The sequence below is a fragment of the Blastococcus sp. SYSU DS0541 genome (assembly GCF_054050875.1).
The window spans coordinates 209,333-236,190 of sequence record NZ_JBJHAD010000006.1 but is presented as its reverse complement, the minus strand read 5'-3'; the positions used below and the strand labels follow the sequence as shown (position 1 = coordinate 236,190).

Below are 26,858 nucleotides of genomic sequence, written 5' to 3'. Positions count from 1 at the left end.
CCCCCCCCCCCCCCCCCCCCCCCCCCCCCCCCCCCCCCCCCCCCCCCCCCCCCCCCCCCCCCCCCCCCCCCCCCCCCCCCCCCCCCCCGCCCCCCCCCCGCCCCCCCCCCCCCCCCCCCCCCCCCCCCCCCCCCCCCCCCCCCCCCCCCCCCCCCCCCCCCGTCCCCGGGTCCGGGAGGGGGCCGGGCGCGCCCGCCCGCGAGCGGCGAGCCAGACTCGGCGGCATGAGCGCACCGGCCGCGGACACGACGACGCGCACCGACGACGGCCGGGCGGTGGCGGCCGAGCTCCGCCGCGCCGGGATGGGCGACGTCGACGACTCGGGGCTGGCCCGCGCCCTCTACTCCTCCGACGCGTCGCTGTACCGCGTCCTGCCCCGGGCCGTCGTCCGGCCGCGCCACCCCGACGAGATCGTGGCCGCCCTGGAGGTGTGCCGCTCCCTCCGCGTGCCGCTGACCGCCCGGGGGGCGGGGACGTCGATCGCCGGCAACGCCGTGGGTGCCGGCGTGGTGATCGACACCAGCCGGCACCTGTCCCGCGTGCACGAGGTCGACCCGGAGGCACGCACGGCGACGGTGGACCCCGGCGTCGTCCAGTCCGCGCTGCAGACCGCCGCCCGCCCGCACGGGCTGCGCTTCGGCCCGGACCCGAGCACGCACAACCGCTGCACGATCGGCGGGATGATCGGCAACAACGCCTGCGGCTCCCGCGCCCTGGGCTACGGCCGGACGTCGGACAACGTCGTGGGCCTCGACGTCGTCACCGGCACCGGCGCGCGCCTGCGGCTCGGCCCGGGCACCGAGCCCGCGCCGGGGGTGCTCGCCGACCTGCACCGGCTCGTCGCCGGCGACCTGGCCACGGTGCGGACCGAGCTCGGCACCTTCGGCCGGCAGGTCTCGGGCTACTCGCTGGAGCACCTGCTGCCCGAGCGCGGCTTCGACGTCGCCCGCGCCCTGGTCGGCAGCGAGGGCACGCTGGCCGTCGTCCTCGGCGCGACGGTGCGGCTGGTCACCGACGCCCCGGTCCGCGGCCTGGTGGTGCTCGGCTACCCGAGCATGGCCGACGCCGCCGACGCCACCCCCGGCCTCCTGCCCCACGAGCCCACCGCCGTGGAGGGGCTCGACCAGCGGATCGTGCAGCGGCTGCGCGACGTCCCCGCCGCGGTCGTCCCCGACCTGCCGCGCGGTGACGGGTGGCTGATCGTGGAGCTGACCGGCGACACCGAGGCGGAGGTGCAGGCAAAGGCCCGGGGCGTGCTGGCCGACGCCGGCGCGGTCGACTCGATGGTGGTCACCGACCCGGCGCACGCCGCGGCGATCTGGCGGATCCGCGAGGACGGCGCGGGGCTGGCCAACCGGACCTCCGACGGGCGCCCGGCGCACGCCGGCTGGGAGGACGCCGCCGTCCCGGTCGAGCGGCTGGGCGCCTACCTGCGCGGCTTCGAGGCGCTGCTCGACGGCCACGGTCTGCAGGGCGTCCCCTACGGGCACTTCGGCGACGGCTGCGTGCACGTCCGCATCGACTTCCCGTTCGGGGAGGGCGACGACCGCGGCCGGTCGGCCTACCGCTCCTTCGTCGAGGACGCCGCCCGGCTCGTCGCCGGCTACGGCGGCTCGCTCTCCGGCGAGCACGGCGACGGGCGGGCGCGCAGTGAGCTGCTGCCGCACATGTACTCCCCCGCCGCGCTGGACCTCTTCGCCCGGGTCAAGGCCGTCTTCGACCCGGACGACGTGCTGAACCCCGGCGTCCTGGTGCGCCCGGCGCCGCTCGACGAGGACATCCGCATCGCCGCCGCCCCGCCCCTGCGGAAGGGTCTCGCGCTGGCCTACCGGCACGACGGCGGCGACTTCTCCGCCGCGGTGCACCGCTGCACCGGCGTGGGCAAGTGCCGGGCGGACCTCCAGGCCTCCGGCGGCGTCATGTGCCCGTCGTGGCCGGCCACGCGGGAGGAGAAGGACTCCACCCGGGGCCGCGCCCGGGTGCTGCAGGAGATGCTCGCGCCCGGAGGCCCGGTGAAGGACTGGCGGTCGCCGGAGGTGCACGAGGCGCTGGACCTGTGCCTGTCCTGCAAGGGGTGCTCGTCGGACTGCCCGACCGGCGTGGACATGGCCAGCTACAAGGCCGAGGTCCTGCACCAGTCCTACCGCCGCCGGCTGCGGCCGCGCTCGCACTACACCCTGGGCCGGCTGCCGTTCTGGTCCGACCTGGTGGCCCGGGCCCCCCGCCTGGTGAACGCGATGCTCGGCTCCGCGCTGGTGGGCCCGCTGGCCAAGTGGAGCGCGGGGATCGACCAGCGCCGCCCGGTGCCGGCGTTCGCCGCGCGCACCTTCCGGCAGCAGTGGGCCGGGCGGACCGCGGCCGGCGACGGGCCGCGGGTCGCCCTGTGGGTGGACTCGTTCACCGACCACTTCGCCCCGGAGGTCGCCGAGGCCGCGGTCCGGGTGCTCGAGTCGGCCGGCTACCGGGTCGAGGTGCCCGGCGCCGACACCTGCTGCGGGCTCACCTGGATCACCACGGGGCAGCTCGACGCCGCCCGCCGCATCCTGGGGCAGACCGTGCGCACCCTCGCCCCGCTCGCCGCCGCCGGCGTGCCGGTCGTCGGCATCGAGCCCTCGTGCACCGCCGTGCTGCGCGGCGAGGCGCTGGAGCTCGTCGGCGGGGCGGAGGCCGAGCAGGTGGCCGCGGCGACCCGCACGCTGGCCGAGCTGCTCCGCGACACCCCCGGCTGGACGCCGCCGTCGCTGGACGGCCTGGAGATCGTCGCCCAGCCGCACTGCCACCACACCTCGGTGCTGGGCTGGTCGGCCGACGCCCGGCTGCTGGAGCGCGCGGGCGCCCGGGTCACCCGGCTGGGGGGCTGCTGCGGGCTCGCCGGCAACTGGGGGGTCGAGCGCGGGCACCACGACGTCTCCGTCGCCGTCGCCGAGCAGCAGCTGCTGCCGGCCGTGCGCGACCTGCCCGAGGACGCCGTCGTCCTGGCCGACGGCTTCTCCTGCCGCACCCAGCTCGACCAGCTCGCCGGCCGGCGCGGCCGGCACCTCGCCGAGCTGCTGGCGGAGCGGCTGGCCTGAGAGCGGGTCTGCGACGATGCCGGACGTGGAGCTCGAGGAGACCCTGCTGCCCGGCGTCGGCGTCCGCTACCAGATGAGGACCCGGTCGGGGCAGCTGATCGGCATCGTCGTCCAGCGGGAGGGCGGCGCGGAGATCGCGGTGTTCGACCGGCGCGATCCCGACCAGGCGCGGGAGACGATCCGCCTGGACCCGGAGGAGGTCGACGCCGTCGCCGAGGTGCTGGGTGCCCCCCGGCTGACTCAGCGGTTCGCCGACCTCTCCCGCGAGGTGCCCGGGCTGGAGTCCGGGCGGATCACCGTCCGCCCGGGGTCACCGTTCGCGGGCCGCACCCTGGGCGACACCCGCGCGCGCACGCTGACCGGCTGCTCGGTGGTCGCCATCGTCCGCGGCGCCGATGTCGTCCCCTCCCCCTCGCCCGCGGACCGGCTCTTCGCCGGCGACGTGCTCGTGGCCATCGGCTCGGCGGCCGGGCTGGAGCAGCTGGACCGGCGGCTCGCGGGTCACGAGTAGAGCGGCGGTGGACCACGTCGCCGCCCTGCTCCTCGAGCTGGGGCTGCTCTTCCTCGGCCTCTCCGCGCTCGGGCTGCTGGCCCGGCGGCTGGGCCTCTCCCCCATCCCGTTCATCCTGCTGGCGGCGCTGGCCCTCGGCGAGGGCGGCGTGGTGCCGATGGACAACGCCGCGCCGTTCCTGGAGGCCGCCGCGGAGATCGGCGTCGTCCTCCTGCTGCTGACCCTGGGCCTGGAGTTCTCCGCCACCGAGCTGTTCGCGTCCTTCCGCCGGCACGCGCCGTCGGGGCTGGTGGACCTCGTGCTGAACGGCCCGCCCGGGTTCGTCGCCGGGCTGCTCCTGGGGCTGCCGTGGCAGGGGGCGCTGGCGCTGGGCGGGGTCACCTACATCTCGTCGTCGGGGATCATCGCGCGGCTGCTCGGCGACCTCGGGCGGCTGACCAACCGGGAGACCCCGGCGGTGCTCTCGGTGCTGGTGCTCGAGGACCTCGCCATGGCGCTGTTCCTGCCGCTGCTGGTGGTCGCCCTCGCCGGCCAGGGCCCGATGTCGGCCGTCGCCGGCGTCGGGCTGGCGGTGGGCGCGGTGCTGCTGGTGCTGCTGGCCGCCCAGCGGCACGGGCACCGGCTGGGCCGGCTGCTCTCGCACGACGACGACGAGCAGGTGATGCTCCGGCTGATCGGGCTCACCCTGCTGGTCGCCGGGGCCGCCCAGGCGATGGGCGCCTCCGCGGCGGTCGGCGCGTTCCTCGTCGGGCTGGCGCTGCCGGCGACCTTCGCCGAGCGCGCCCGCGCGATCCTCGGCCCGCTGCGCGACCTGTTCGCCGCCACCTTCTTCGTCGCCTTCGGCCTGGCCACCGACCCGGGGGCCATCGTCCCGGTGCTCCCCGCGGCGCTCGCGCTGGCCGCCGTCACCACCGCGACGAAGATCGGCACCGGGTGGTTCGCTGCGAAGCGGGACGGCGTCGCCGTCCCGGGCCGGCTCCGCGCCGGGACCGCGCTCGTGGCCCGCGGCGAGTTCTCCATCGTGATCGCCGGGCTGGCCGTCGCGGCCGGGATCCCGGCCGTCGGCCCCGTGGCCACCGGTTACGTGCTGGTGCTGGCGGTGACCGGGCCGGTGCTCACCCGCTTCGTCGAGCCGCTCTCCGCCCGCCTGGTGCGCGCCCCGTCACCCGCCTGAGCGGTCACGCCGCGGCGTCCGCCCGCCGGGCGCGGGCCGCGTCCAGGACGTACGGGGTGAGGACCTCGGCGATGCGCGCGTAGCCGGCGGAGGAGGGGTGGAAGCGGTCGGCGGAGAAGAGCGCCGGGTCGGCCGAGAAGGCGCGCGCCACCTCGGCGGCCACCGTGGCCACCGTGGCGCCGCCGCCGGCGGCGACGTGCGACTGCCGCTGCTGGAGCACCGCGCAGGCGCCCCGGACCAGCGCCCGCAGGGCCGGCGGTACGAAGGGGACCATCGACATGTCCGGCGCCGGGACGACCACGACGTCGGTGCCGGCGGTCCGGAGCGCGGTCACCGCGGCCGAGAGCGCTGCCGCCGCCTGCTCGGCGGGGACGAAGCGGGCGAGGTCGTTGGCGCCGATGACCACGACGGCGAGGTCGGCCGAGAGCGGGAGGGCTCGGCGCACCTGGTCGGCGAGCCCGGCCGAGACCGCCCCGGGGACGGCGAGCACGTGCAGGTCGACGTCGAACCCGTCGTCGGTCAGCGCGCGGGTCAGCCGCGGGCCGAGGGCGTCGGCGGGACGGGCGGCACCCGTGCCGAAGGCGAGGGAGTCACCGAGGACGAGCAGTCGGAGAGCGGAGCGGTCCACGTCAGGCGGAACGACGCGGACCGCCCCGGTATGCCGCTGCGACGGCTCAGCGCCCGCGCCACACCGGCGGGCGGCGTTCGGCGAAGGCGGTGGAGCCCTCCCGCGCGTCCTCGGAGCCGAACACCGGCCGGACGACCTGCTCCTGCCGCTCCCACGCCTCCTCCGCCGGCCAGGTGGGCGCCTCGAGCACGACCCGCTTGGTCGCGGCGACCGCGAGCGGGCCGTTCGCGGCGATGACCTCGGCGAGGGCGACGGCCGCCTCGACCGCCGTTCCGTCCTCGACCACCCGGTTGACCAGCCCGACCGCCGCCGCGCGCTCGGCGTCCACCGGCTCCCCGGTCAGCAGCAGCTCCAGTGCGACGGCGCGCGGCACCCGCTGCGGGAGGAGCAGCGCGGCCCCGCCGGCGGCGACGAGCGAGCGCTTCACCTCGGGCACCCCGAACCGGGCGCCGCGGCCGGCCACCACGAGGTCGCAGGCGAGCACCAGCTCGAAGCCCCCGGCCAGGGCCCAGCCCTCGACGGCGGCGACGAGCGGCTTGCGCGGCGGCGTGCGGGTGATGCCGCACAGGCCCCGGCCCTCGATCGCGGGGCTCTCGCCGCGGAGGAAGGCCTTGAGGTCCATCCCGGAGGAGAAGGTCCCGCCCGCCCCGGTGAGCACCCCGGCCCGCAGGTCGGCGTCGGAGTCGAGCTCGTCGACCGCGGCCGCGACCGCCCGGGCGACGTCGCCGTCGAGGGCGTTGCGCGCCTCCGGACGGTTGATGGTGATGACCTGCACCGCGCCGCGGCGCTCGACGAGGACGGACTGCTCGGGCACGGGACCTCCGGGAACGGTGCGGGTGCGGCACGGGGCCGGGCCGCCGGTCAGGCAGCCCGGCCCGTCGTGAGGGTGGAACGGCCCCTGGTGAGGGGCTGCAGCGGGGTCCTTCTAGGCCTTCGGGCCGCCGGCGGCGTAGACGACCTGGCCGGAGACGAAGCCGGCGCCCTCGCTCACGAAGAACGAGACCAGGTGCGCGATGTCCTCGGGCTTGCCGGTGCGGGCCACCGGGATCTGCGAGGCGGCGCCCTTGATGAAGTCCTCGAACGGGATGCCCATGCGCTCGGCCGTGGCCTTGGTCATCTCGGTCTCGATGAAGCCAGGGGCGATGGCGTTGGCGGTGACGCCGAACTTGCCCAGCTCGATCGCGAGCGTCTTGGTGAAGCCCTGCAGGCCGGCCTTGGCCGTGGAGTAGTTGGCCTGGCCGCGGTTGCCCAGCGCCGAGGTGCTGGACAGGTTCACGATCCGACCCCACTTCTGGTCGATCATGTGCTTCTGCGCCGCGCGGGTCATGAGGAAGGCACCCCGCAGGTGCACGTTCATGACGATGTCCCAGTCGGAGTCGGACATCTTGAACAGCATGTTGTCGCGGAGGACGCCGGCGTTGTTGACCAGGACGGTCGGCGCGCCCAGCTCGGTGGCGATGCGCTCGACGGCGGCCTCCACCTGCGCGGAGTCGCTCACATCGGCTCCGACGGCCAACGCGCGGCCGCCGGCGGCCTCGATCGCCTCGACGGTGCCCTTGGCCGAGCCCTCGTCCAGGTCCAGGACGGCGACGGCGAAGCCGTCGGCCGCCAGCCGCTGGGCGGTCGCCGCGCCGATGCCACGGGCCGCGCCGGTCACGATGGCCACGCGGGATGCCGTGGTGCCTGCCTCGGTCATGTCGTTCCCTTCGTCTCGGATGCCTGCAGTCACCGGGGCGGACGGCCCCGGTGCGCGGCGAGCTGCGCCCGACACGTTACGGCCGCCGGTTGCGGCCGCCGTCACATGGTCCGACCCGGCCCGCGGCGGAGCGTGCCGGACGACGTCCACCCGGTCGAAGCCCTCGTCCACCGACGGCGGCACGAACCGGGCCCGGGTGGCGTGCAGGCCCACCAGCGGCACGCGGGCCCGGCCGGTGCGGGCGGCGTTGCGGGCCAGGCAGACCTCCGCGGGGGTGTCCAGCCACACGGCGCGCACCGGAACCCCCGCCTCCCGGGCGAGGGCGACGAGCGGCGCACGGTCCTCCGGCGCGGGGTGGGTGTTGTCGACGACGACGCTGCGCCCGGCGGCGAGCAGCTCGGCGACGACCCGCTGCTGGCGCGCCTCGCGACGCCGGGCGTTGGGCCAGTGGTCCTTGCTGACCACGACGTGGGTGCCGGCCAGGTGCGCCCCCACCCAGGTGCTCTTCCCGCTCCCCTGCAGGCCGACCAGGACGACCAGCTCCTGCGCGGTCAGGACCGCCCCGCCGGGGTCGGCGTCTCCTCGTGCTCCGCGTCGGCCGCCCCCGACCGGCGGGAGGGGTGGTGGTGCAGGCGCCGCATCGACGCGAGCGCGGCGTGGCGGTCGGCCATCCGCCGCCGGGCGCGCGTGGTCCGCGGGGCGCGCGGCTCCTCGCGCAGCAGCGCGTCCAGCCAGTGCCCCCGCGGGTCGACGTCCACCATGAGGGCCTTGACCAGGAGGGTCAGCGGGATGGCGAGCAGCGCGCCCAGGGCGCCGAGGACCCAGCCCCAGAAGAGGAGCGCCACGAACGTCACCGTCATGGACAGGCCCACCGAGTCGCCGACGAAGCGCGGCTGGATGAGGGTCTGCACCACGAAGTTCAGCAGCGAGTAGACGACCAGGATCGCGACGAAGTCGCCCCAGCCGCCGGCGAGCAGCCCCAGCACGGCGGGCGGCGCCACCCCGAGCAGGAACCCGATGTTGGGCACGTAGTTGGTGATGAACGCCAGGAGCCCCCACAGCGGCGCGGCAGGCACGTCGAGCAGCGCGAGGGCGATGGTGTCGCCCACCGCGACGATCGCCCCGAACACCGTGCTCACCAGCAGGTAGCTGCGGGTGCCGCGGGTGAACAGGCCCAGGGCCACCGGCAGGTGCGGGCGCTCGGCACCGATGAGCGCCAGCCGCCGGCCGAAGCCGCTGCTCTCGATGGCCATGAACACCAGCGCCGAGAGCAGGAGCACCAGTGTGGTCGCCGCGTCGGTGAGCCGGCTCAGCAGGTCGGTGGCCAGCCCGACCAGGGAGCCGTAGTCGATCTGCTCGACGAGGTCCGAGAGCTGACCGGAGACGATCCCCCGGCTGTTCAGGTCGGTGACGACGTCGTTGATCAGGATCTGGGCCCGGTCGGCGTAGTCGGGCAGCAGCGCGGCGAACTGGGCCACCGAGACCACCAGCAGGGCGACGAAGGCGAGCAGCACCGCCCACACGAGCAGGAGCAGCACCGTCGTCGCCAGCCAGCGGGGCGTGCCGATGCGGCGCAGCCACCGCTGCACGGGGGTGAGCGCGACGACGACGACCAGGGCGAGGAAGACCGGCGCGACGAGCCAGGCGACCGCCTGCAGCCCGGCGACGGCGATCGTGGCGGCGGCCGCGCCGCCCACCAGCAGCAGCCAGCGCGGCAGGCCCGGCTCGGGGGCCGGCAGCGGCACGACCGGCTCCACCCCGGCGGGCTGCGGGGCGCTCTGCTCCGCCGGCGGGATCAGCTCGCCGGTCGCCGGCTGCCCGGGACTTGCTGCCACGCCCGCCTCCCCCTCCGTCGCCCGCGGCCGCACCGGTTCCGCCGAGCCCGTCAGCTGCGGGCGTCGAGCAGCGCGGTCATGGCCGGCAGGTCGAAGAACGCCGCGGTCTCCCGGGCGCTCGGTCCGCCCGCGTCGGGATCGGCGCCGGCGGCGAGCAACGCCTCGACCGTCTCGGCCGACTGCTTGAACACCGCCGCGGCCAGGGCCGTCTGCCCCCTGTCGTTGGCCCGCCCGTGGTCGGCGCCGCGCGCCAGCAGGGCCGCCACCGTGTCGCCGTGCCCGTGGTAGGCCGCGAGGATCAGCAGGGTGTCGCCCTTGTCGTTGGTGAGGTTCGCCGGCACGCCCGCGTCGAGGTAGGCGACGAGCTCGCCGGTGTGCCCGCCGCGGGCGAGGTCGAAGACCCGCCCGGCGAGCTCGATGACTCCGGGGTCGATCGGCTGGCCGCTCACCCGACCCAGCGTAGGCACCTCGGCGGTGACCGGGCCCGCACCCCCGTCGGCCGGCAGGTCAGAGCGCGAGCTTGTAGCCCGCGTGCGAGTGGACGAAGCCGAGCCGCGCGTAGAACCGGTGCGCGTCGGGCCGGGCCAGGTCGCTGGTCAGCTGCACCAGCGCGCACCCCTGCCGGCCGGCCTCGGCGACCGCCCAGGTCAGCAGCGCTGCGCCGAGGCCTCCGCCGCGCCGGTCGGAGCGGATCCGCACGCCCTCGATCTGCCCGCGCAGCGCGCCCCCGCGGGAGAGCCCCGGCACGAGCGAGAGCTGCAGCGTGCCGACGACGTCCGCCCCGTCGACGGCGGCCGCCAGCAGGTGCGCCGGGTCCTCCTCGATGCGCCGGAACGCCGCCCGGTAGGGCGCCGGATCGGCGGCTCGCTCGCGCCGACGGCCGAGCGGGTCGTCGGCCAGGAGCGCGACGAGGGCCGGGAGGTCGTCGGCGGTCGCCGCGCGCACTCGCACCTCCGTTCCGGGCAACGCGCCCCAGGCGGGCGGGGTCACCGGCGGGCGACGCGGTCGGTGAGGGCCAGCACGTGCTCCCACGCGTCCCGGCAGGCGTCGGCCCACTCGCCGTGCGAGCGGTCGAAGAACGAGTGCGGCGCTCGGTCGTAGACGGCGAGGTCCACCTCCGCCCCGGCCGCCCGGAGCCGCTCGGCCAGCTCCCGCTGCTCCTCCAGCGGCGTCACGGTGTCGGCGCCCGCGACCAGCATGACCGTGGGCAGGTGCGCCCGGTCGGCGGCGCCCCCCACCAGCGCCGGGCGCCCGTAGAAGCCCGCGCAGCCGGCCAGGTCCAGGTCGCCGCCGGCCAGCCGCCACGCGTGGCTGCCGCCGAAGCAGAAGCCGACCGTGACCACCGGCAGCTCCGCGCCGGCCCGGTCGCGGAGGTGGGCGATCGCGGCGGTGACGTCGGCGTCGATCCCCTCGGGCGTGGTGCGCGGGATGTGCGCCTGCCAGTCGAACCCCTCGGGCCGGACGCCGTCGGCGCACACCCCGGCGGTCCGCCCGAACCAGTCGATCGCCACGGCGGCCAGCCCGGCTTCGGCGAACCGCTCGGCCAGGGCGACGTAGTAGGGGTGCAGCCCGCGGATGTCGGGGAGGACGACCACCCCCGCGCGCGCGGTCCCCTCGGGCAGCGCGGTGGCGGCCGTGAAGGAGGCGCCGTCGGCCGCGGTGAGCGTGGTCGTGCTGCGCTCGCGCACCGGGCCGTTGCGCGGAGGGGCCGGCGGTCGGCTGTCGTGGTCGTGGCACATCGTCGTCCTCCCGGTCAGGCGTCGGCGTCGCCGGCGGCGGTCTCCACCCGGCCGCCGAGGACCGAGGCCGCCACCTCGCGGCAGACTACGACGAGCCAGTCGTGCTGCCGGTCCGCCTGGTGGATCAGCCGCTCGAACAGCTCGACGTCGACGCGTCGGTCCACCTCGCCCAGGGCGCGCAGGGTCTCGAACCCTGCGCGCTTCGCCACCACCGCGGTGGCGATGAACTCCCACTCGACGAGGTCGCTGAGCGGCGAGCGGGTGAAGAGCCGCCCGTTGAGCTTGAACCGGCCGAGCTTCTCGGCCGCCCATGTCACGGCCTGCTTGTACTCGCGCACCGGCACCCCCAGCGCACGCATCGTCGTCAGCAGCGCGGCGCGCTCCTCGCGGAGCTCGTCGAGCAGCTCCGCGAGCGCGTCGTCGTGCGGCCCGCCGCGGTGGTGGCCGAGCATGCGGGTGACGAGCTCGACGCCGCCGGTGGCCGCGGCGAGGTGGTCGTTGCAGTAGACGGTCAGCAGGTCGGGGTTGCGGGCGCCACCGGGGGCACGCGACTCGGGCACCAGGCCTCCAGGGGCGGGAACGGCGACGGGGCCCCAGTCTTCCCTCCGTACGGCACAGCCCGCTCGGCGTGTGCCCCGGTCAGCCGCGGAGCAGGACCGCGACCCCGACGCAGCCGGCGGCCCACAGCCCGCTGGCCAGGGTGCCCACGATGAACCGCTCGGCCGCCGCCGGCGCGCGCAGCTCCGAGAACCGGCCCAGCCCCTTGACGGCGAGGACGACGGCGAGCCCCTCGGGCCAGCCGACGAGGAGGGTGGCGGCGATCGCCCCCCGCTCCAGCACGCCGATCCAGGCCCCGCCCCGGAGGATCTCGGGATCCTGCGGCCCGCCCGACACCCCGGCGGCGGCGGGGTCGGCGGCGTGCAGCACCGCCGTCGCCACCGGACCGCCACCGGTGACCGCGGCGAGCGCCGCGAGCGCCGCGCCGGCCTGCGCCGCGCCCGCCCCGCCCGTGGCCGGCCAGGCGAACGCGGCGGCGACCGCGAGCGCGCCCACCAGGGCGATCGCGCCGGTGGCGACGGAGGCCCGCTCGCCGCGGAGGGCCAGGGCCAGCCCGGTCACGCAGACCAGGGCGAGGAGCACGAGGACCGCGACGGTCATCCGGCCGCCCTCTCCAGGAGCCGGGCCGCCGTCGGCCGCAGCTCGCGCTCGAGGTCCCAGGACGCGGCGCTCAGGCGCTGGCCCACGGCCTGCCGGGTGATCCCCAGCGCCTCGGCCGCCTCGGCCTGGGTCCGCCCGCTCTCGACCAGCTCGATCGCCTCCCACGCCTGCCGGCTGCGGCGCCCCACCAGGACCGCCAGCGCACCGAGCACCGCCTGCGCATCGGCGGCGTCGGAGGCTACCGCCCCGCGCACCGCCAGGCGCACCGACCGCTGCTTGGCCGCGTCGACGGCACGCCGGGCGCACAGGAAGGCCGGCCCCGCCGCGGCCCGGGTGCTGGGAGGCAGCGGGTGCTGGACGGCCCCGGCGCCGATGCCGATGCTCCACCCGCCCAGCCGGACCAGCCGCAGGGCGACGTCGACCGCCGTCTCCGGCTCACCCAGGACACCCTGGAACTCGTCCCCCGCCGTCCGCTCGAAGGCCAGCACCGCGCCGACGCCGGCGTTGAGCTCGGCCAGCACGTCGGCGACACGGTCGGGCCCGCGCCGGCTGCCTCGCTGGTCGACGGTCAGGACGTACACCATCGCGAAAGACTTACACCTTTCACCTCCGCGTGCAAGTCTCAGAGCTTGTCGGCCACCTCGGCGGGGAAGCCGCCGGTCGCGATCGGGCCCCACGCGGTCACGGTCACCCGGACCAGCGCCTTCCCCTGCCGCTGCATGGCCGCGCGGTACTCCGCCCAGTCGGGGTGCTCCCCGCTGATGGACCGGTAGTACTCGACCAGGGGCTCGAGGGCCTCCGGCAGCTCGAGCACCTCGGCCTCCCCGTCGAGCTGCACCCACGGACCGTCCCACTCGTCGGAGAGCACGCACAGCGAGACCGCGGGGTCGCGCCGGGCGTTGGTCACCTTCGCCCGCTGGGGGTAGGTGGAGACGACCACCCGCCCCTCGGCGTCCACCCCGCAGGTGACCGGGGAGAGCTGGACGCCCCCCTCGCGACGTCGGGTGAGCAGCACCGCCCGGTGCCGTGGGCGGAGGAACTCCAGCAGGGACTCCCGGTCGACCCGGTCGGCGGTCGCGATCTTCGGCATGACGCGCACGCTACGACGCGGGTGTGATGATCGTTTCCTGCCCGGTCGGTCGCGCACATCTGTGTTGAGATCGGTGCATGAGGATCCGCTTGCCCGGTCGCACCGACCCGCCGCCGGACGGGACCCCCGACGACGTCGAGCCCGACCAGCCGACGCCGGAGGCCGGTGTCCAGCCGGCCACGCACGCCCCCGCCCCCACCCGTGAGCGCGGGGAACGCCTGCACCGGGCGAGCCGGGCCGTGGCCGTCGCCTCGGCCGAGCTGCTGCTGATCGTCGGCGGTGTGTACGTCCTCGGCTGGGTCGTCGGACAACTCTGGGTCGTCCTGCTGCCGGTCGTGCTGGGCCTGCTGTTCACCACCGTGCTGTGGCCGCCCACCCGCTTCCTGCGCAACCACGGCTGGCCGGCAGCCCTGGCCGCCCTCACCGTCCTGCTCACCTTCCTCGCCGCCTTCGGCGGGATCATCGCGCTGATCGCGCCCCCCGTCGTCCGGCAGGTCGAGGAGCTCGCCGACGGGGTCAGCGTGGGCCTCCAGCAGCTGCAGGAGTGGCTGACCGGCCCGCCGTTCAACCTCGGCCAGGAGCAGATCGGCACCGCCGTCGACCAGGCGATCGACTCGATCCAGGGCAACGCGCAGAACATCGCCTCCTACGCCGTCACCGGGGCCACCGCGATCGGCGGGATCCTGATCAACCTGGTGCTGGCGCTGGTGCTGACCTTCTTCTTCCTCAAGGACGGCCCCCGCTGGGTGCCGTGGCTCGCCGCGCAGACCGGCCCCCCGGCCGCCCCGCACGTCGCCGCCCTCTCCTACAAGACCTGGTCGACGCTGTCGGAGTTCATCCGGCAGCAGGCCCTGGTGGGGTTCTTCGACGCCTTCTTCATCGCCCTCGGGCTCTGGATCCTCGGCGTCCCGCTGGTCCTGCCCCTGGCGGTGCTGACCTTCTTCGGCGCCTTCGTCCCGATCATCGGTGCCTTCGTCGCCGGCGGTTTCGCGGTGCTGATCGCCCTCGTCGACAGCGGCCTCACCACGGCCCTGATCGTGCTCGGCATCGTGATCCTCGTGCAGCAGATCGAGGGCAACATCCTGCAGCCGATCCTGCAGGGCCGGGGGCTGAACCTGCACGCCGCCGTGGTCATCCTGGCCGTGACCGCGGGCGCCAGCCTGGCCGGCATCGTCGGCGCCTTCCTCGCGGTCCCGGTCACCGCGCTCATCGCCGTCGCCTACCGCTACGCGCGTGACCAGCTCGACGGGAAGTCGCCGGAGATCCTCCCCGACGGCACGCGGGCGCAGATCGTCCCCGACGAGGTCGGCGCCCACCTGACCCGCGAGCCGGTCGCCGAGCCCGCGGGCCAGGACGCCGACGGGCGCGAGGGCCGGCAGGAGACGGCGAACCGCTGAACAGGGCGGCCGGGCGCACCCCACCGGGAATGCGGCGGTGCGCCCGGCGGCTCTACCGGGCGAGGTGTGACCCGCCGTCACGCCGCACGACCCCCACAGGAGGTGCCCCGTGGCCCAGCGACCGGACGACCTGGTCGAGCTGCTCCCGGCGGCGGAGCCGTTCCTCGCCCGCGAAGCGGCGGTCGGCGACGCGGCCGAGCGGCAGGGGCTCGTGCTGGTGCACGACCTGGCCGGCGACTTCGACGCCGCCTCCGCCGGCACGCTCGCCGGCGCCCACCTGCTGGCCGGCCTCCCGCACGAGGTGATCGCCCGCTTCGACGTCGACAGCCTCGTCGACTACCGGGCCCGCCGGCCACGCATGACCTTCAACGCCGACCGCTACGAAGCCTTCACCGCGCCGGAGATCCTGCTGTACGCCGTCGAGGACGACGCCGGCGCGCCGTTCCTGCTGCTGCACGGCGCCGAGCCCGACTACGCCTGGGAGCGTTTCGTCGCCGCGGTCGGCGGGCTGGTCGAGCGGCTCGGCGTCACCTCCGTCGCCGCGCTGCAGGCGATCCCGATGCCGGTCCCCCACACGCGGCCGGTCACCGTCACCGCCCACGCCACGCGCCGGCAGCTGATCGAGTCCTACCCGGTCTACTGGGGCGAGCTGCGCATCCCGGGCAGCGTCTCGGCGCTGCTGGAGCTGCGCATGGGCGAGGCCGGGGTGGACGCCTTCGGGGTGGCCGCCCACGTGCCCCACTACCTGGCGCAGGCCACCTACCCCGCCGCGTCGCTCGCGCTGCTCGAGAACCTGGAGCAGCTCACCGGCCTGCGGCTGCCCACCGAGGCGCTGCGCGAGGCCGCCGAGCTGCACCGCACCGAGGTCGACGCGCAGATCGCGCGGTCGGCCGACAACGTCGCCGTCGTCGCGGCCCTCGAGCAGCAGTACGACTCCTTCACCGCCGCCCGCGAGGGCACCGACCTGCTCGGCAGCACCGGCGAGGTGCCCAGCGCCGAGGAGATCGGCGCCGAGTTCGAGCGGTTCCTCGCCGACCAGGACCGCCGCCGGGAGTGAGCCCCCTCGTCGCCGGCCCAGCGACCCCGCGCGCCCCGGGCCGGGATCAGGTTCCCTGATCGTGGCGTGTCCTCCCTCGCGGTGTGCGGTGAGGGTGGACGCGCTGCGGTGAGGGAGGACGCCGCCGGCCGGACCTGCTCGGCCGGCCCGCGGCGCACCTGGCCGCGGGGTCGGGACCGGCGGACGACGCACGGCGGGCCGCGACCGGTGATCCGGTCGCGGCCCGCCGCGGTGGTGCTGGTGTCGCCCGAGGATCAGCCGGCGACGACGACCCGCTCGTTGGGCACGCAGTGCGTCATGACCAGGCCGGTCACGTCGCGCGGGCCGTTCTTGCCGAGGTTGGCGGCGCGCTGCTGCTCCTCCTCGGTGAGCGTCTGGGTCTGCAGCGGCGGCAGGCCCCGGACGTCGTCGGCGGTGATGCCGAGCGCGTCACCGACGCGCTGCCCCCACTCGTCCTCGCACATGAAGAAGTGCCAGACCATCCGCTCCTGGATCTCGCGGCGGCACTGCTGGAGGGCGCCGACCAGGTTGGTGACCAGGTCGTCCTTCTCCCACTGCTCGCTGAGCAGGTAGCGCTCGCCGGCCTGCTTGTAGTCGTTGGTCCGCGGGATCCGCTTGCGGGTGAGCCGGCCGTTGATGACCGGGCCCTGCTCGTCGTGCGTGGGGTAGGTCGCCTCGCGCAGCCCGCCGGTGATCGACGGCTCGTAGTTGACGTGCGGGTTGGCGCCCACGTTGTCGCGGCCGTAGGACATCGGGCCGCCCTGCTGGTTGGTGTTCACCGGCACCTTGGGGCGGTTCACCGGCAGCTGCAGGTAGTTCGGCCCCACGCGGTAGCGCTGGGTGTCGGAGTAGGAGAACGTCCGGCCGACCAGCATCTTGTCGTCGGAGAAGTCCAGCCCGTCGACCAGCACGCCGGTGCCGAAGGCGATCTGCTCGTTCTCCGCGAAGAAGTCCTCGGGCATCCGGTTCAGGGTCATCGTCCCGACCTTGCGGAGCGGGAAGACCTCCTCCGGCCACACCTTGGTGTCGTCCAGCGGGTCGAAGTCGAGCTCGGGGTGCTCGTCGTCGCTCATGAGCTGCACGTGCAGCTCCCACGACGGGAAGTCGCCGGCGGCGATCGAGTCGTAGAGGTCCTTGGTGTGCGCACCGAGGGTCTGCGCCTGGACGGCGGCACCGTCCGCGGCGGTGTAGGACTTCACGCCCTGCTTGGGCAGCCAGTGGTACTTGACCAGGACGGTCTCACCCTGGGCGTTGACCCACTTGTAGGTGTTCACGCCGAAGCCCTGCATGTGCCGGTAGGACGCCGGCAGCCCACGCGGGCTGAAGACCAGCGAGACCATGTGCATGGCCTCGGGGGTCTGGCTGAAGAAGTCGAACGCGCGCTCGGCGACGTTGGCCTCGAAGGTGACCGGGTCCGGCTTCTGCGAGTGGATGAAGTCGGGGAACTTGATGGCGTCCCGGATGAAGAAGACGCCCAGGTTGTTGCCGACGAGGTCCCAGTTGCCCTCCTCGGTGTAGAACTTCACGGCGAAGCCGCGCGGGTCGCGGGCCATCTCCGAGGAGTCGCGGCCACCGGCCACGGTCGAGAAGCGCAGCGCGACGTCGGTGCGCTTGCCCTTCTCCTGGAACAGCTTCGCGCGGGTGTACGTCGCGATCGGCTCGTCGCCGACGGTGCCGTCGGCCTCGAAGTAGCCGTAGGCGGTCACGCCGCGGGCGTGCACCACGCGCTCCGGGATCCGCTCCCGGTCGAAGTGGCTGATCTTCTCGAGGAACTGGTAGTTCTCCAGCGTGGCGGGGCCCCGGGCGCCCACCGTCCGCTGGTTCTGGTTGTCGTAGACCGGGTGGCCCTGACGGTTGGTCAGGACCGGCTTGTCGGCCTGGCTGGGCGCCGTGCCCTGCGATGCGACGTCGGTCATGCTCTCGTTCCTCCTCGGATTCCGTGCTCTTCGAGCCGCTCAGGTTCGGTGGCGTCCGCGACCCTGCGGCCGCGGTCCTGGCAGGTCCGGCACAGGCCCCAGAACACGACCTCGGCCTCGTCGACGACGAAGCCGGCCGTGTCCGACGGGGCCAGGCAGGGGGCTGCGCCCACGGTGCAGTCGACGTCAGCGACCGCGCCGCACGAGCGGCAGACCAGGTGGTGGTGGTTGTCGCCGACCCGCAGCTCGAACAACGCGGGCGCACCCGCGGGCTCGATCCGGCGGGCGATCCCCGCGGCGACCAACGCCTTGAGCACGCCGTAGACGGCCTGCGGGGACAGCGACGGGTGCAGCACGCGGGCGCCGGTCACGATCGTCTCGGCGTCCGCGTGCGGACGGTCGGCCAGCACGCTCAGCACCGACAGGCGGGGACGCGTCACGCGCAGCCCTGCCTCTCGCAGCTGGTGCGCCCAGGTCGTCTCCATCGGGATCCATCCAACGCCCTTTTCTTGAGTCAGTCAAGAAAAGGGCGTCCACTGTGGGTGAAGACGGCCGGGCCTCGCCGCCCCGACGATCAGCCTCCCTGATCATCGAGCGTCCTCCCTCACCGTGCACCACGAGGGAGGACACCGCGCGATCAGGTCACCTGATCATCGCGCGGACGGGGGCGTGGTGGTCAGGCGAAGACGATGGTGCGGTCGCCCTCGACGATGACCCGGTCCTCCACGTGCCACGTCACCGCCTGGGCCAGCACCTGCCGCTCGACGTAGCGCCCGACCCGCCGCATGTCCTCCACCGTGGCGCGGTGGTCGACGCGGGCGACCTCCTGCTCGATGATCGGCCCGGCGTCCAGCTCGGCGGTCACGTAGTGCGCGGTGGCGCCGATCAGCTTCACCCCGCGGTCGTGTGCGGCCTGGTACGGGTTCGCGCCCACGAACGCCGGCAGGAAGCTGTGGTGGATGTTGATCAGCCGCTCGGGGAACCGCGCGCAGAACTCCGGCGAGACGATCTGCATGTAGCGCGCCAGCACCACCAGGTCGACGTCGCCCACGATCTCCAGCGCCCGCGTCTCGGCCTCGGCCTTGGCGCCCGGCGTGACCGGCACGTGGTGGAAGGGGATGCCGGCCGCGGCCGCCACCGGCTCCAGGTCGGGGTGGTTGCTGACCACCGCGGTGATGTCGGCCCGCAGATCACCGGCGCGGACCCGGTAGATCAGCTCCTGCAGCACGTGGTCGGTGCGGCTGACGAAGACGGCGACGGTCGGGCGGTGCGCGGCCTCGACCAGCCGCCAGGTGAGCCGCCAGGCGCGGGTGAGCTCGCCCAGCCGCTCCTCGAGCTCGGCGCGCCGGCCGGCGAGGTCGGCCAGCACGAACTCCAGCCGCAGGGTGAAGATGCCGCCGCTGGGGTCGGAGGAGTGCTGCTGGGACTCGGTGATGTTCGCGCCGACGTCGGCCATCAGACCGCTGAGCGCCGCGACGATCCCCGGACGGTCGGGGCAGCGGACGACGAGCCGTCCCAGGTCGGCGGTGCGGGGATCGAGCTGACCAGCGGCGGACATGGCCGGAATCGTCCCAGAGCCGGGCCGGCGCCCCCGGAGAGGGGCGGCCGCTCACACCCCGGGGAGGGATGCGCGCACGGCGCCGGCGACGTCGAACAGGTCGCCGTACTCCTCGACGCGGGCCAGCACCTGGTCGGTGGTGAAGCGCAGCTCGGCCGGGTCGAGGGAGCCGTCGCGGACGGCGTCGACCTCGTCCCAGCCGATCGGCGTGGAGACCGTCGCCCCCGCCCGCGCCCGCAGCGAGTACGGCGCCACCGTCGTCTTGGCCGGGTTGTTCTGGCTCCAGTCGATGAGGACCTTGCCCGGGCGCAGCGCTTTCTCCATCCGCCAGACGACGTGGTCGGGCGTCTCGGCCGACAACTCCTGCGCCAGCTTCTTCGCGTACCGGCTCGGGTGCTCCCGGTCACCGGGCGTCTCGATCGGCGCGTACACCTGCATGCCCTTGGAGCCCGACGTCTTCACCACCGGATCGAGCCCGTCGGCCTCCAGCCGCTCCCCCAGGCGCTCGGCGACGAGGCAGCACTCGTACAGGCCGGTCTCGGGCCCCGGGTCCAGGTCGAGCACCAGCAGGTCGGGCAGCTGAGCCACCCCGTCGTCGTCGACCCGCCACTGCGGCACGTGGACCTCCAGCGCCGCCAGGTTCGCCGCCCAGGCCAGGTCCGGGACGTCGGCCAGCAGGACCATGTCGAGCGTCTCGCGCCCCCGCGAGCTGCCCGGGCTCGGCAGCGTCACCCGGCGCACCCAGTCCGGGGCGTGCCGGGCGCTGTTCTTCTCGAAGAACGCAGGCCCCTCCACGCCGTCGGGCCACCGGGTGAAGGTCACCGGGCGACCGGCCACGTGCGGCAGCAGCACCGGCGCGATCCGCACGTAGTAGTCGATGACCTGCGCCTTGGTGAAGCCGACCTCGGGGAAGAGCACCTTCTCCAGGTTCGACACCGCGAGCCGCCGGCCGCCGATCTCGACGAGCTGCTTGGCGGGGCTCATGGTTCGCTCCCGCGGGACGCTCCGCTCACGGTGCTCACGACTCCCGCACCACGTCATCGGGCTCGAGGTCGTCCCGGACGCCGCGCCAGATCGGGTGCCGCAGCCGGCCCTCCGCCGTCCACACCGCGTAGGCCACCTCGCCCACGAGGTCGGGCTCCACCCAGTGCGCGTCGCGGGTGACCTCGCGGGGCAGGTGGCCGTCGAAGGGCGGGGTGCGCCGCCGGGTGAGCAGCCGCTGCAGGTCGCGCAGGTCCTGGTCGCCGAAGCCGGTGCCCACGTGCCCGACGTACACCAGCCGGCCGTCCTCGTCCGGCACGCCGACGAGCAGTGAGCCGATGGTGCCCGCGCGCCGTCCCTGCCCGGGCCGCCACCCGCCCACGACGACCGACTGGGTCAGGAAGTTCTTGACCTTGCGCCAGTCGGGGCTGCGGACCCCCTCGCGGTACGGGGAGCGCAGCCGCTTGGCGACGACGCCCTCCAGGCCGTTCTCCTCGCTCGCCGCCAGCACCTCCGCGCCCTGACCCGGGAACCAGGGCGTCAGCACCCAGCGGCCACCGGCCGGGGCCAGCTCGTCGAGGAGCTCCCGGCGCTCGGCGTAGGGGTGCGAGCGCAGGTCGGTGCCGTCGAGGGCGAGCAGGTCGAAGACCAGGTAGCTCACCGGCGCCGCCGCCGCCAGGCGCGGCACCTCCGGCCCGGTGCGGTGCATGCGGCTCTGCAGCGCGCCGAAGTCCGGCCGCCCCCGGGCGTCCATCAGCACGACCTCACCGTCGACGACGGCGTCGCGAGCGGCCAGCGTCTCCGGGAGCCGCGCCACCTCGGGGTAGCGGACGGTGATGTCGCCGCCCTTGCGCGAGGCGAGCGTCAGCCGCCCGTCGCGCACCCCGGCGACCGCCCGGACGCCGTCCCACTTGAACTCGAAGCCCCACCCGTCGTCCTCGGCGGGCATCTCCCCGGGGACGGCGAGCATCGGCAGCGGGAGGTCGGCCGGCTCGGGCGCCGCCACCTCAGGCGCTGCGGCGGGCCCGCTTGGCCGGTGGCTTGTCGCCGCCGGCGGCCCGCGCGGTCGTCTTCTTCGCCGGGGTGGCCGCCGCCTTCCGGGGGGCGGCCTTCTTCGCGGCGGCCTTCTTCGCCGGCGCCTTCTCCCCCGTGTCGTCCGCCGCCTTCCGCGGCGCGGCCTTCCGCGCGGACGTCGCCTTCTTCGCCGGCTCGGCGGGGGCGTCGTCCGCCGCGCCGCCCCGGGCCCGCTCGACGCTGCGGCGCAGGGCGCTCATCAGGTCGACGACGGCGGCACCGTCGTCCGGGGCCTCGGCCGCCGGCTGGGCCACCTCGCCGCCGCTCTGCTTCGCCTCCAGCAGGGCGGTCATCGCCTCGCGGTAGTCGTCGGTGAACTGCGTCGGGTCGAACTCGGTGGTCATCGAGCCGATGAGCGCCTCGGCCATCGTCAGCTCCTGCGGCCGCACCGAGATGTCCTCGTCGAGGAAGGCGAAGTCGGGGCGCCGGATCTCGTCCGGCCACCGCATCGTGTGCAGCACCAGGACGCCGTCGCGCACGCGCAGGGCCGCCAGCGACTCGCGCTGCCGCAGCGCGATCTTCGTGATCGCCACCTGGCCGGCGTTCTCCAGCGCGTCGCGCAGCAGCACGTAGGGGCGGGCCGCGGGGCCGTCGGGCTCCAGGTAGTAGGTCTTCTCGAACATGATCGGGTCGATCTCGCCCTGGTCGACGAACTCCAGGACCTCGATCTCCCGGCGGGTGCTGAGCGGCAGCTCCTCGAAGTCCTCGTCGGTGAGGATCACCACCTCGCCGCTGGGCAGCTCGTAGCCCTTGGCGATGTCGGAGTACTCCAGCTCCTCGCCGTCTACCGAGCACACCCGCCGGTACTTCACGCGGCCGCCGTCGGCGGCGTGCACCTGGTGGAAGCGGATGTCCTTGTCCTCGGTGGCCGAGTACAGCTTCACGCCGATGCTGACCAGGCCGAACGACACGGCGCCGCGCCAGATCGATCGCATGCCGACCCTCCCTCGCGCCCGTTCCGATGGGCGGTCCCGGACCCGCAGCCGGGTCAAGATCGCAGGATAGGTCCGCGGCGCCCTCCGCGGCAGCGCGAACGCCGCGCCGGGTCCCCCCGACGGAGGACCGCGGACCTCTCACACCTGCTCGGCCGCCCCGTCGTCCGCCGGCGCGAGCGCCCCGTTCTGGATCGAGTCGTAGACGAACTGCAGGACGTCGGAGCCGGCGACCGTCGTCATGGTCAGCGCGGCCAGCCGGGTGGCCCGGGGCGCGGTCACGTACCCGAAGACGAACGCCGTCCCCACCCACTGGGCCAGGCAGAAGGGGCAGGTCAGCAGCTCGCCGACGGCGTGCTTGACGCCGCCGTGCTCCCGCACCTCCTCGGCCACCTCGGCGTGCCCGGACGTCCCCTCGTAGCGCACGAACGGTGCCCGCAGCGGGCTGGTGACCGGGTCCTTGGCGATGCGGCGGGCCAGCCGGAACGTGGCGATGGTCAGCAGCGCGACGTCGCCCGGCGGGATGCGGTCGGGCAGCTGCTTGCCGGCGGCCCGCACCGCCGCGGCGCCGCCGGCCACCAGGCTCGCGTAGACGCCCATGGCCCCCAGGTCCCCGGCCAGCGGCCGGGGCTCGCCCTGGGTGTACTCGCGCTTCTGGGTGCGTGCCCACCGGCGGAGGGGTGCTCCGACCCGCTGGACCTCGTCTGCGATCGCCATGGCCCCCCGCTACCCGGCGGGCGCACGACCATGCCGCCCGCACGGAGGCAGTGCCAGGACCCACACCGGCGCATGGCGGCCGGGCACCCGGGTACGGCGGGAGTCCGACGCCGGTCCCCCGACCGGCGCGGCGTCCCCGTGCGACGCCGGCGAGAACCACGCGCGCACCCCGCGCAGAGACGGAGGCACCGCATGACGCAGCCCGAGGGCCAGACCGCGCGCGACGTCTTCCCCGAGGACGACGGCATCCCCGAGGTGGCGCAGGACGACTCCCCCACGCAGGCGTGGAAGGAGGATCCCCAGTTCGCGCCGCTGCCCGGCGAGCGGCCCACCGCCACCACCGACTTCGGCACCACCGCCCGGGAGCAGTCCGAGGGCGAGTCGCTCACCGGCCGGCTGGAGCGGGAGCTGCCCGACGACGCGCTCGACGTCCGGCCGGCGGAGGACCCGTCGCGGGCGGAGGCCCAGCTGGAGCAGGACACCTCGACCACCCCCGAGAGCGACTCCGGCACCAACCGCACGGCCGACGACGTGGAGGCCACCGCGGACCTCCCCGTGGGGGGTGAGGGTCCCGAGGAGTCCGCCGTCCACGTCATAGACGGCTGAGCCCCTCCCCCCACGCACCACCGACCCACCCCCCGTGGCCCCGACCGGGTGCCCGCCGGGGGGGTGGGTTGGCGCGCGCCCGGCAGGTTGTCTACGTTGGGTCAGCGGTTCAGCAGGCAGCCGCAACGTGCCGGGCCCGGTGGCCCGGTGCGCGACACGTTCGACCACCGCGAGCCGGGGGCCCGGGCCCCCGGAGACGCGGAGCGGTAGATTGTCCGGGCGGCCCGTCGTCCGGGTCCGCCGAGAGGAGCCACTGTCCGTGACCACTTCCGACCTGCCCGCCGAGGGGCAGCCCGACGTGTCGACCGAGGGCACCGAGGCACCCTTCGACGACGTGATCACGCTGTCGACCTCCACCGACGAGGACGGCGCTGTCACGGTCACGGTCGTCGGCGAGGTGGACACCTTCACCGCTCCGGTCCTCCGTTCGACCCTCGACAGCCAGCTCGAGCAGCAGCCGCGTGAGCTGGTGATCGACCTGTCCGGCGTCCAGTTCCTGGGCTCGGCCGGTCTCGCCGTCCTGGTCGAGACGCAGAAGTCGGCCCGCAGCCGCGAGGTCGCCCTGCGCCTCATCGCCACCACGCGCGCCGTCACCCGGCCGCTCGAGGTGACCGGCCTGATCGATCTCTTCACGATCGCCGACGCCCGCTAGCGACGCCTCGTCCCGAGCACGACGAAGGCCCCCCGGTCCGCCGGGGGGCCTTCGTCGTGCTCAGGCGGTGAGCAGACGGCAGACGGCCTGCTCGAGCACCTTCTGGGTGTCCCGGTCGGCCTCCGCCTCGTCCGCCTCCCCCAGCGCCTCGGCGACCGTCTCGCCGTGCTCGAACCGGTCGACGACGCGGGGGTCGACGTAGCTGGCCTTGCAGACCGCCGGCGTGTTGCCCAGCTGCTCGCTGACCCGCTTGTACGCGGCGCTGACCAGCTTCTTCCGGGCGGTCTTCGACGCCGGCGGGGGCGCCTCGGCGAGCGCGGCCGCCATGAGCACGGTCGCCGTCCACGTGCGGAAGTCCTTGGCCGAGATCTCGGCGCCGCTGATCTCCTTGAGGTAGGCGTTGATCTCCGCGCTCGTGACGTCGCGCCACTCGCCGTCCTCGGTCTGGTAGGCGAGCAGGTCCTCGCCCGCGTCGGCGGGGCGCTCGAGCAGCTGGCGGACGACGGTGGCGGTCGGCCGGTCGGTGATCTCCACCTCGCGCTCGATGCCGCCCTTGGCGACGTAGGAGTAGAAGGTCCGCTCGCCGCGCACCGAGACGTGGGAGCGCTTGAGCGTGGCCAGGCCGTAGGTGCCGTTCTCCTCCTCGTACTGCTCGCTGCCCACGCGGAACGCACCGAGGTCGAGCAGCCGGATGGCGGTGGCCAGCACCCGCTCCCGGCTGAGACCGCGGCTGCGCAGGCCCGCGCGCACGGCGTCGCGCACATCGGGCAGCTGGCGGGCGATCTCGAGCACGCGCTCGTGCTTCTCGGCGTCCCGGCGGGCGCGCCACTCGTCGTGGTAGCGGTACTGCCGCCGTCCCGCGGCGTCCAGCCCCGTCGCCTGGATGTGCCCGTTGGGCCACGGGCAGATCCAGACGTCCTTCCAGGCGGGCGGGACGGCGAGCGACCGGATGCGGTCCAGCCGCTCGTCGTCCCGGATCAGGGTGCCGTCGGTGTCGTAGTACGCGAAGCCGCGCCCGGCCCTGCGGCGTCGGAAGCCGGGGCCGTGCACGTCGCTGCGCCGCAGTCTCACGGACCGTCCATGGGCACCGGAGGCGTTCCGCAAACGCCGTGGTACGCAGGGTCACAGCTCAGCGGAGGTCGACCAGCCCGTCCAGGCCGCTGATCTCCAGCACATGGCGGGTGACGCCGCCCGCGGGGGCGTGCACCGCCAGGCGCCACGACTCGTCCCGGGCGATGCGCGCCATGGCCAGCACGACGCGGACCGCCGCGCTGCTGAAGAGGGCGACCTCGCAGAGGTCGAGCTCCATGGGGATGGCGCCGCCGTGGCTGGCCTCCAGCATCCGGATGCGCAGCTGCTCGGCGGCGGCGGCGTCGATGGCACCCCCCGCCCGCACGACGGGGCGCGGGCCCTCGCGGTCGACCACCACGTCGGCGCCGTCGGTGACGCGCTGCGGATCGGTCTCCTCGTCCGGGGTCCGCCGCAGCCGGAAGCTCAACGTCACCGTCGTCCCGTGGTCCTCCGTCAGGGTCACGCCGTCGACCAGCTGCCGCATGATCAGCAGCCCGCGCCCCCGGTCGCCGGGGTCGCGGTCCGGCGGGCGCCAGGTGCCCTCGTCCTGGACGGTGACGGTGAGGACGCCGTCGACGTCGACCTGCGCGGTCACCGACATCGGGCCGGGCTCGGCGCCCCGGTAGGCGTGCTCGGCGGCGTTGGCGCAGGCCTCCCCGACGGCGACCATGACCCCCACCCGGTCCTGCTCCCCCATGCCCAGCTCGGTCAGCCAGGCGTTGAGCCGGCGGCGCACGCCGGGCAGCGCCGCCGGCACCGCCGTCAGGTCCAACCGGAGCGCCTCGTGGGTGGTGGCCCGCCGGTGGGCGACGAGGACGGCGACGTCGTCGAGCCAGCCGTGCGGCCGGCGCACGCCCTCGGCGATCGCCCCGGCGAGCCCGGCCGCCGCCTCGACGTCGAGGGCACCGGGCTCGTCCAGCGCCTCACGGGCGGCGGAGCCGAGCCGCTCGAGCGCCTCGGCGGGGGGCTCGTCGAGTCCGGCGACCGCGCCGTTGGAGAACAGCACGAGGGTGGCGCCCTGGGCCAGCTGCGCCTCGTGCAGGGGGGCAGGAGCCCCGGGGAGGCTGCCGAGCGGGGGCCGGGGGGTCACGGTCAGGAACGTGCTGCGGCCCCCCGCGTCCACCACCAGCGGCGCGGGGTGCCCGGCGGCGCTGTAGACCAGGCGCCCGCTGGCGGCGTCCAGGACGCCGTAGAACACCGAGGTGCCCTCGACGTCGTCCATCTGGGCGGCGAAGGCGTCGAGCGCCGCGAGCACGGCTGCGGGCTCCGGGTCGCCGAGCAGGACCGAGCGCAGCGCGCCGCGCAGCCGGCTCATCGCAGCGGCCGCGGCCACCCCGTGCCCGACGGCGTCGCCCACCGCCAGGGCCACCCGCCCCTTGCCCAGCGGCACGGCGTCGTACCAGTCACCGCCGGCCGCCGAGATCTCGGTGGCGCGGTGGTAGCTGCCGGACAGCACGACGTCGGGGAGCATCGGCAGCGACGGCGGCAACAAGGCCTGCTGCGCCCGGTGGACGTCGTCGGCGGCGAGCGCTTCGATCACCAGGAGGGCACCCGGCCCGCCGGCGACCGCGAGGGGACGCACCGTGGCCGTCGCCATGGGTCCTTCGGGGCCGAGCGCGCCGCTGAGGGTCTCGGTCCGGCCGGCGCGCACCGCGGCGTCGACGAGGTCGGCCAGCGGGCGACCGGAGAGCTCGGGGAGGCCGCCGCGGCGCGCCTCCAGGCCCCGGGCGCGGGCGTTGGCCCACAGCGGCTCGGCGGCGTCTGCCGCGAGGCAGAACAGCGCGTCGGGCGAGCTCTCCATGGCAGCGAGCAGCACGGCGGAGCCCTCGTCCAGGGCGCCGTCGGTACGGGGTGGCAGACTGCCGGAACCGGTGCTCATCTCCGGCCAGCAAACAGCAGGGCCCCGGTGGCGGCAACCGCGTCCCGCGGCGTAGAACCCGTGGTCCGCGCCACGTTTTGCGGTCGGTGCGGGCCGGGTAGGCAGCATCCTTGTGC

The 26,858-nt window shown here is 75.3% G+C and carries 27 protein-coding genes; 7 read left to right on the top strand and 20 right to left on the bottom strand.

The features are described 5' to 3' along the window. Nucleotides 1–224 precede the first annotated feature (224 nt). From ACI794_RS09520 to ACI794_RS09510, 3 genes are read left to right on the top strand one after another with little or no spacing between them, the layout of a single operon-like run. Nucleotides 225–3,071: an FAD-binding and (Fe-S)-binding domain-containing protein gene (locus ACI794_RS09520; protein ID WP_456616246.1), complete on the top strand. Its 2,847-nt coding sequence runs from the start codon at nt 225–227 to the stop codon at nt 3,069–3,071. Between the two features lie 25 nt (nt 3,072–3,096). After that, nucleotides 3,097–3,582 carry a cation:proton antiporter regulatory subunit gene (locus ACI794_RS09515; protein WP_456616245.1) on the top strand — a complete coding sequence of 162 codons (486 nt, stop codon included), beginning with the start codon at nt 3,097–3,099 and terminating at the stop codon, nt 3,580–3,582. A 7-nt stretch (nt 3,583–3,589) separates the two neighbouring features. Beyond that, nucleotides 3,590–4,756, top strand: coding sequence for a cation:proton antiporter (locus tag ACI794_RS09510; RefSeq protein ID WP_456581158.1), 1,167 nt, complete (start codon nt 3,590–3,592; stop codon nt 4,754–4,756). A 4-nt stretch (nt 4,757–4,760) separates the two neighbouring features. On the opposite strand, the gene ACI794_RS09505 is transcribed toward ACI794_RS09510, so the two are convergent. The 11 genes from ACI794_RS09505 to ACI794_RS09455 all read right to left on the bottom strand — a co-directional run bounded on the left by ACI794_RS09505 (nt 4,761) and on the right by ACI794_RS09455 (nt 12,902). After that, the gene (locus tag ACI794_RS09505) at nt 4,761–5,384 is read right to left on the bottom strand and encodes an SGNH/GDSL hydrolase family protein (RefSeq protein WP_456616244.1); all 624 of its coding nucleotides are present in this window, start codon (nt 5,382–5,384) and stop codon (nt 4,761–4,763) included. 46 nt (nt 5,385–5,430) lie between these two features. Then, entirely contained in the window at nt 5,431–6,198 is a 768-nt protein-coding gene (locus ACI794_RS09500) for a crotonase/enoyl-CoA hydratase family protein (protein ID WP_456581156.1), read from the bottom strand. Nucleotides 6,199–6,309: 111 nt separating this feature from the next. After that, complete coding sequence (gene fabG, locus ACI794_RS09495) at nt 6,310–7,611, bottom strand: 3-oxoacyl-ACP reductase FabG (RefSeq protein WP_456616249.1); 1,302 nt, start codon at nt 7,609–7,611, stop codon at nt 6,310–6,312. 20 nt (nt 7,612–7,631) lie between these two features. Then, nucleotides 7,632–8,915 (bottom strand): AI-2E family transporter, encoded by a 1,284-nt coding sequence (locus ACI794_RS09490; protein ID WP_456616243.1) that lies wholly within the window; start codon nt 8,913–8,915, stop codon nt 7,632–7,634. Nucleotides 8,916–8,965: 50 nt separating this feature from the next. Further along, complete coding sequence (locus tag ACI794_RS09485; protein ID WP_456616242.1) at nt 8,966–9,364, bottom strand: ankyrin repeat domain-containing protein; 399 nt, start codon at nt 9,362–9,364, stop codon at nt 8,966–8,968. A gap of 58 nt (nt 9,365–9,422) precedes the next feature. Next, nucleotides 9,423–9,860 (bottom strand): GNAT family N-acetyltransferase, encoded by a 438-nt coding sequence (locus ACI794_RS09480; protein WP_456616241.1) that lies wholly within the window; start codon nt 9,858–9,860, stop codon nt 9,423–9,425. 41 nt (nt 9,861–9,901) lie between these two features. Beyond that, the gene (locus ACI794_RS09475) at nt 9,902–10,654 is read right to left on the bottom strand and encodes a dienelactone hydrolase family protein (protein WP_456616240.1); all 753 of its coding nucleotides are present in this window, start codon (nt 10,652–10,654) and stop codon (nt 9,902–9,904) included. A 14-nt stretch (nt 10,655–10,668) separates the two neighbouring features. Further along, nucleotides 10,669–11,214 carry a hypothetical protein gene (locus ACI794_RS09470; RefSeq protein ID WP_456616239.1) on the bottom strand — a complete coding sequence of 182 codons (546 nt, stop codon included), beginning with the start codon at nt 11,212–11,214 and terminating at the stop codon, nt 10,669–10,671. A gap of 79 nt (nt 11,215–11,293) precedes the next feature. Beyond that, the gene (locus ACI794_RS09465; RefSeq protein ID WP_456602410.1) at nt 11,294–11,812 is read right to left on the bottom strand and encodes a hypothetical protein; all 519 of its coding nucleotides are present in this window, start codon (nt 11,810–11,812) and stop codon (nt 11,294–11,296) included. After that, the gene (locus ACI794_RS09460) at nt 11,809–12,396 is read right to left on the bottom strand and encodes a hypothetical protein (RefSeq protein WP_456602411.1); all 588 of its coding nucleotides are present in this window, start codon (nt 12,394–12,396) and stop codon (nt 11,809–11,811) included. Before ACI794_RS09460 ends, ACI794_RS09465 begins: the two co-directional genes overlap by 4 nt. Before the next feature lie 38 nt (nt 12,397–12,434). Next, nucleotides 12,435–12,902: a PPOX class F420-dependent oxidoreductase gene (locus ACI794_RS09455; RefSeq protein WP_456581148.1), complete on the bottom strand. Its 468-nt coding sequence runs from the start codon at nt 12,900–12,902 to the stop codon at nt 12,435–12,437. Between the two features lie 89 nt (nt 12,903–12,991). Between ACI794_RS09455 and ACI794_RS09450 the strand changes: the two genes are divergently transcribed. Further along, a complete protein-coding gene (locus tag ACI794_RS09450; RefSeq protein ID WP_456616238.1) occupies nt 12,992–14,299 on the top strand; it encodes an AI-2E family transporter in 1,308 nt (435 codons plus the stop codon). Nucleotides 14,300–14,408: 109 nt separating this feature from the next. Beyond that, nucleotides 14,409–15,356: a proteasome assembly chaperone family protein gene (locus ACI794_RS09445; protein WP_456602413.1), complete on the top strand. Its 948-nt coding sequence runs from the start codon at nt 14,409–14,411 to the stop codon at nt 15,354–15,356. 254 nt (nt 15,357–15,610) lie between these two features. Here the strand turns inward: ACI794_RS09445 and ACI794_RS09440 are convergent, their stop codons facing one another. From ACI794_RS09440 to ACI794_RS09410, 7 genes are all read right to left on the bottom strand, one after another. After that, nucleotides 15,611–17,272, bottom strand: a complete 1,662-nt coding sequence (locus ACI794_RS09440) for a catalase (protein ID WP_456602414.1) — start codon at nt 17,270–17,272, stop codon at nt 15,611–15,613. After that, the gene (locus ACI794_RS09435; protein WP_456616237.1) at nt 17,269–17,757 is read right to left on the bottom strand and encodes a Fur family transcriptional regulator; all 489 of its coding nucleotides are present in this window, start codon (nt 17,755–17,757) and stop codon (nt 17,269–17,271) included. The genes ACI794_RS09440 and ACI794_RS09435 overlap by 4 nt, the downstream gene beginning before the upstream one ends. A gap of 191 nt (nt 17,758–17,948) precedes the next feature. After that, nucleotides 17,949–18,830: a formyltetrahydrofolate deformylase gene (gene purU / locus ACI794_RS09430; protein WP_456581143.1), complete on the bottom strand. Its 882-nt coding sequence runs from the start codon at nt 18,828–18,830 to the stop codon at nt 17,949–17,951. 51 nt (nt 18,831–18,881) lie between these two features. After that, nucleotides 18,882–19,814 carry a non-homologous end-joining DNA ligase gene (gene ligD, locus ACI794_RS09425; RefSeq protein ID WP_456616236.1) on the bottom strand — a complete coding sequence of 311 codons (933 nt, stop codon included), beginning with the start codon at nt 19,812–19,814 and terminating at the stop codon, nt 18,882–18,884. A 34-nt stretch (nt 19,815–19,848) separates the two neighbouring features. Next, nucleotides 19,849–20,817 carry a non-homologous end-joining DNA ligase gene (ligD, locus tag ACI794_RS09420; RefSeq protein ID WP_456616235.1) on the bottom strand — a complete coding sequence of 323 codons (969 nt, stop codon included), beginning with the start codon at nt 20,815–20,817 and terminating at the stop codon, nt 19,849–19,851. Between the two features lies 1 nt (nt 20,818). Beyond that, nucleotides 20,819–21,820 carry a non-homologous end joining protein Ku gene (ku, locus tag ACI794_RS09415; RefSeq protein ID WP_456616234.1) on the bottom strand — a complete coding sequence of 334 codons (1,002 nt, stop codon included), beginning with the start codon at nt 21,818–21,820 and terminating at the stop codon, nt 20,819–20,821. Nucleotides 21,821–21,958: 138 nt separating this feature from the next. Further along, nucleotides 21,959–22,534 (bottom strand): DUF1360 domain-containing protein, encoded by a 576-nt coding sequence (locus tag ACI794_RS09410; protein ID WP_456602419.1) that lies wholly within the window; start codon nt 22,532–22,534, stop codon nt 21,959–21,961. Nucleotides 22,535–22,726: 192 nt separating this feature from the next. Here ACI794_RS09410 and ACI794_RS09405 point away from each other — a divergent pair, with 192 nt between their 5' ends. Continuing rightward, nucleotides 22,727–23,140 carry a hypothetical protein gene (locus tag ACI794_RS09405; protein WP_456581138.1) on the top strand — a complete coding sequence of 138 codons (414 nt, stop codon included), beginning with the start codon at nt 22,727–22,729 and terminating at the stop codon, nt 23,138–23,140. A 259-nt stretch (nt 23,141–23,399) separates the two neighbouring features. Beyond that, nucleotides 23,400–23,792, top strand: coding sequence for an STAS domain-containing protein (locus ACI794_RS09400; RefSeq protein ID WP_091933845.1), 393 nt, complete (start codon nt 23,400–23,402; stop codon nt 23,790–23,792). Between the two features lie 60 nt (nt 23,793–23,852). Here ACI794_RS09400 and ACI794_RS09395 read toward each other — a convergent pair whose 3' ends face one another. Beyond that, nucleotides 23,853–24,863 carry a DNA topoisomerase IB gene (locus tag ACI794_RS09395; protein ID WP_456581137.1) on the bottom strand — a complete coding sequence of 337 codons (1,011 nt, stop codon included), beginning with the start codon at nt 24,861–24,863 and terminating at the stop codon, nt 23,853–23,855. A 58-nt stretch (nt 24,864–24,921) separates the two neighbouring features. After that, complete coding sequence (locus ACI794_RS09390) at nt 24,922–26,742, bottom strand: SpoIIE family protein phosphatase (RefSeq protein ID WP_456602421.1); 1,821 nt, start codon at nt 26,740–26,742, stop codon at nt 24,922–24,924. Between the last annotated feature and the right edge of the window lie 116 nt (nt 26,743–26,858).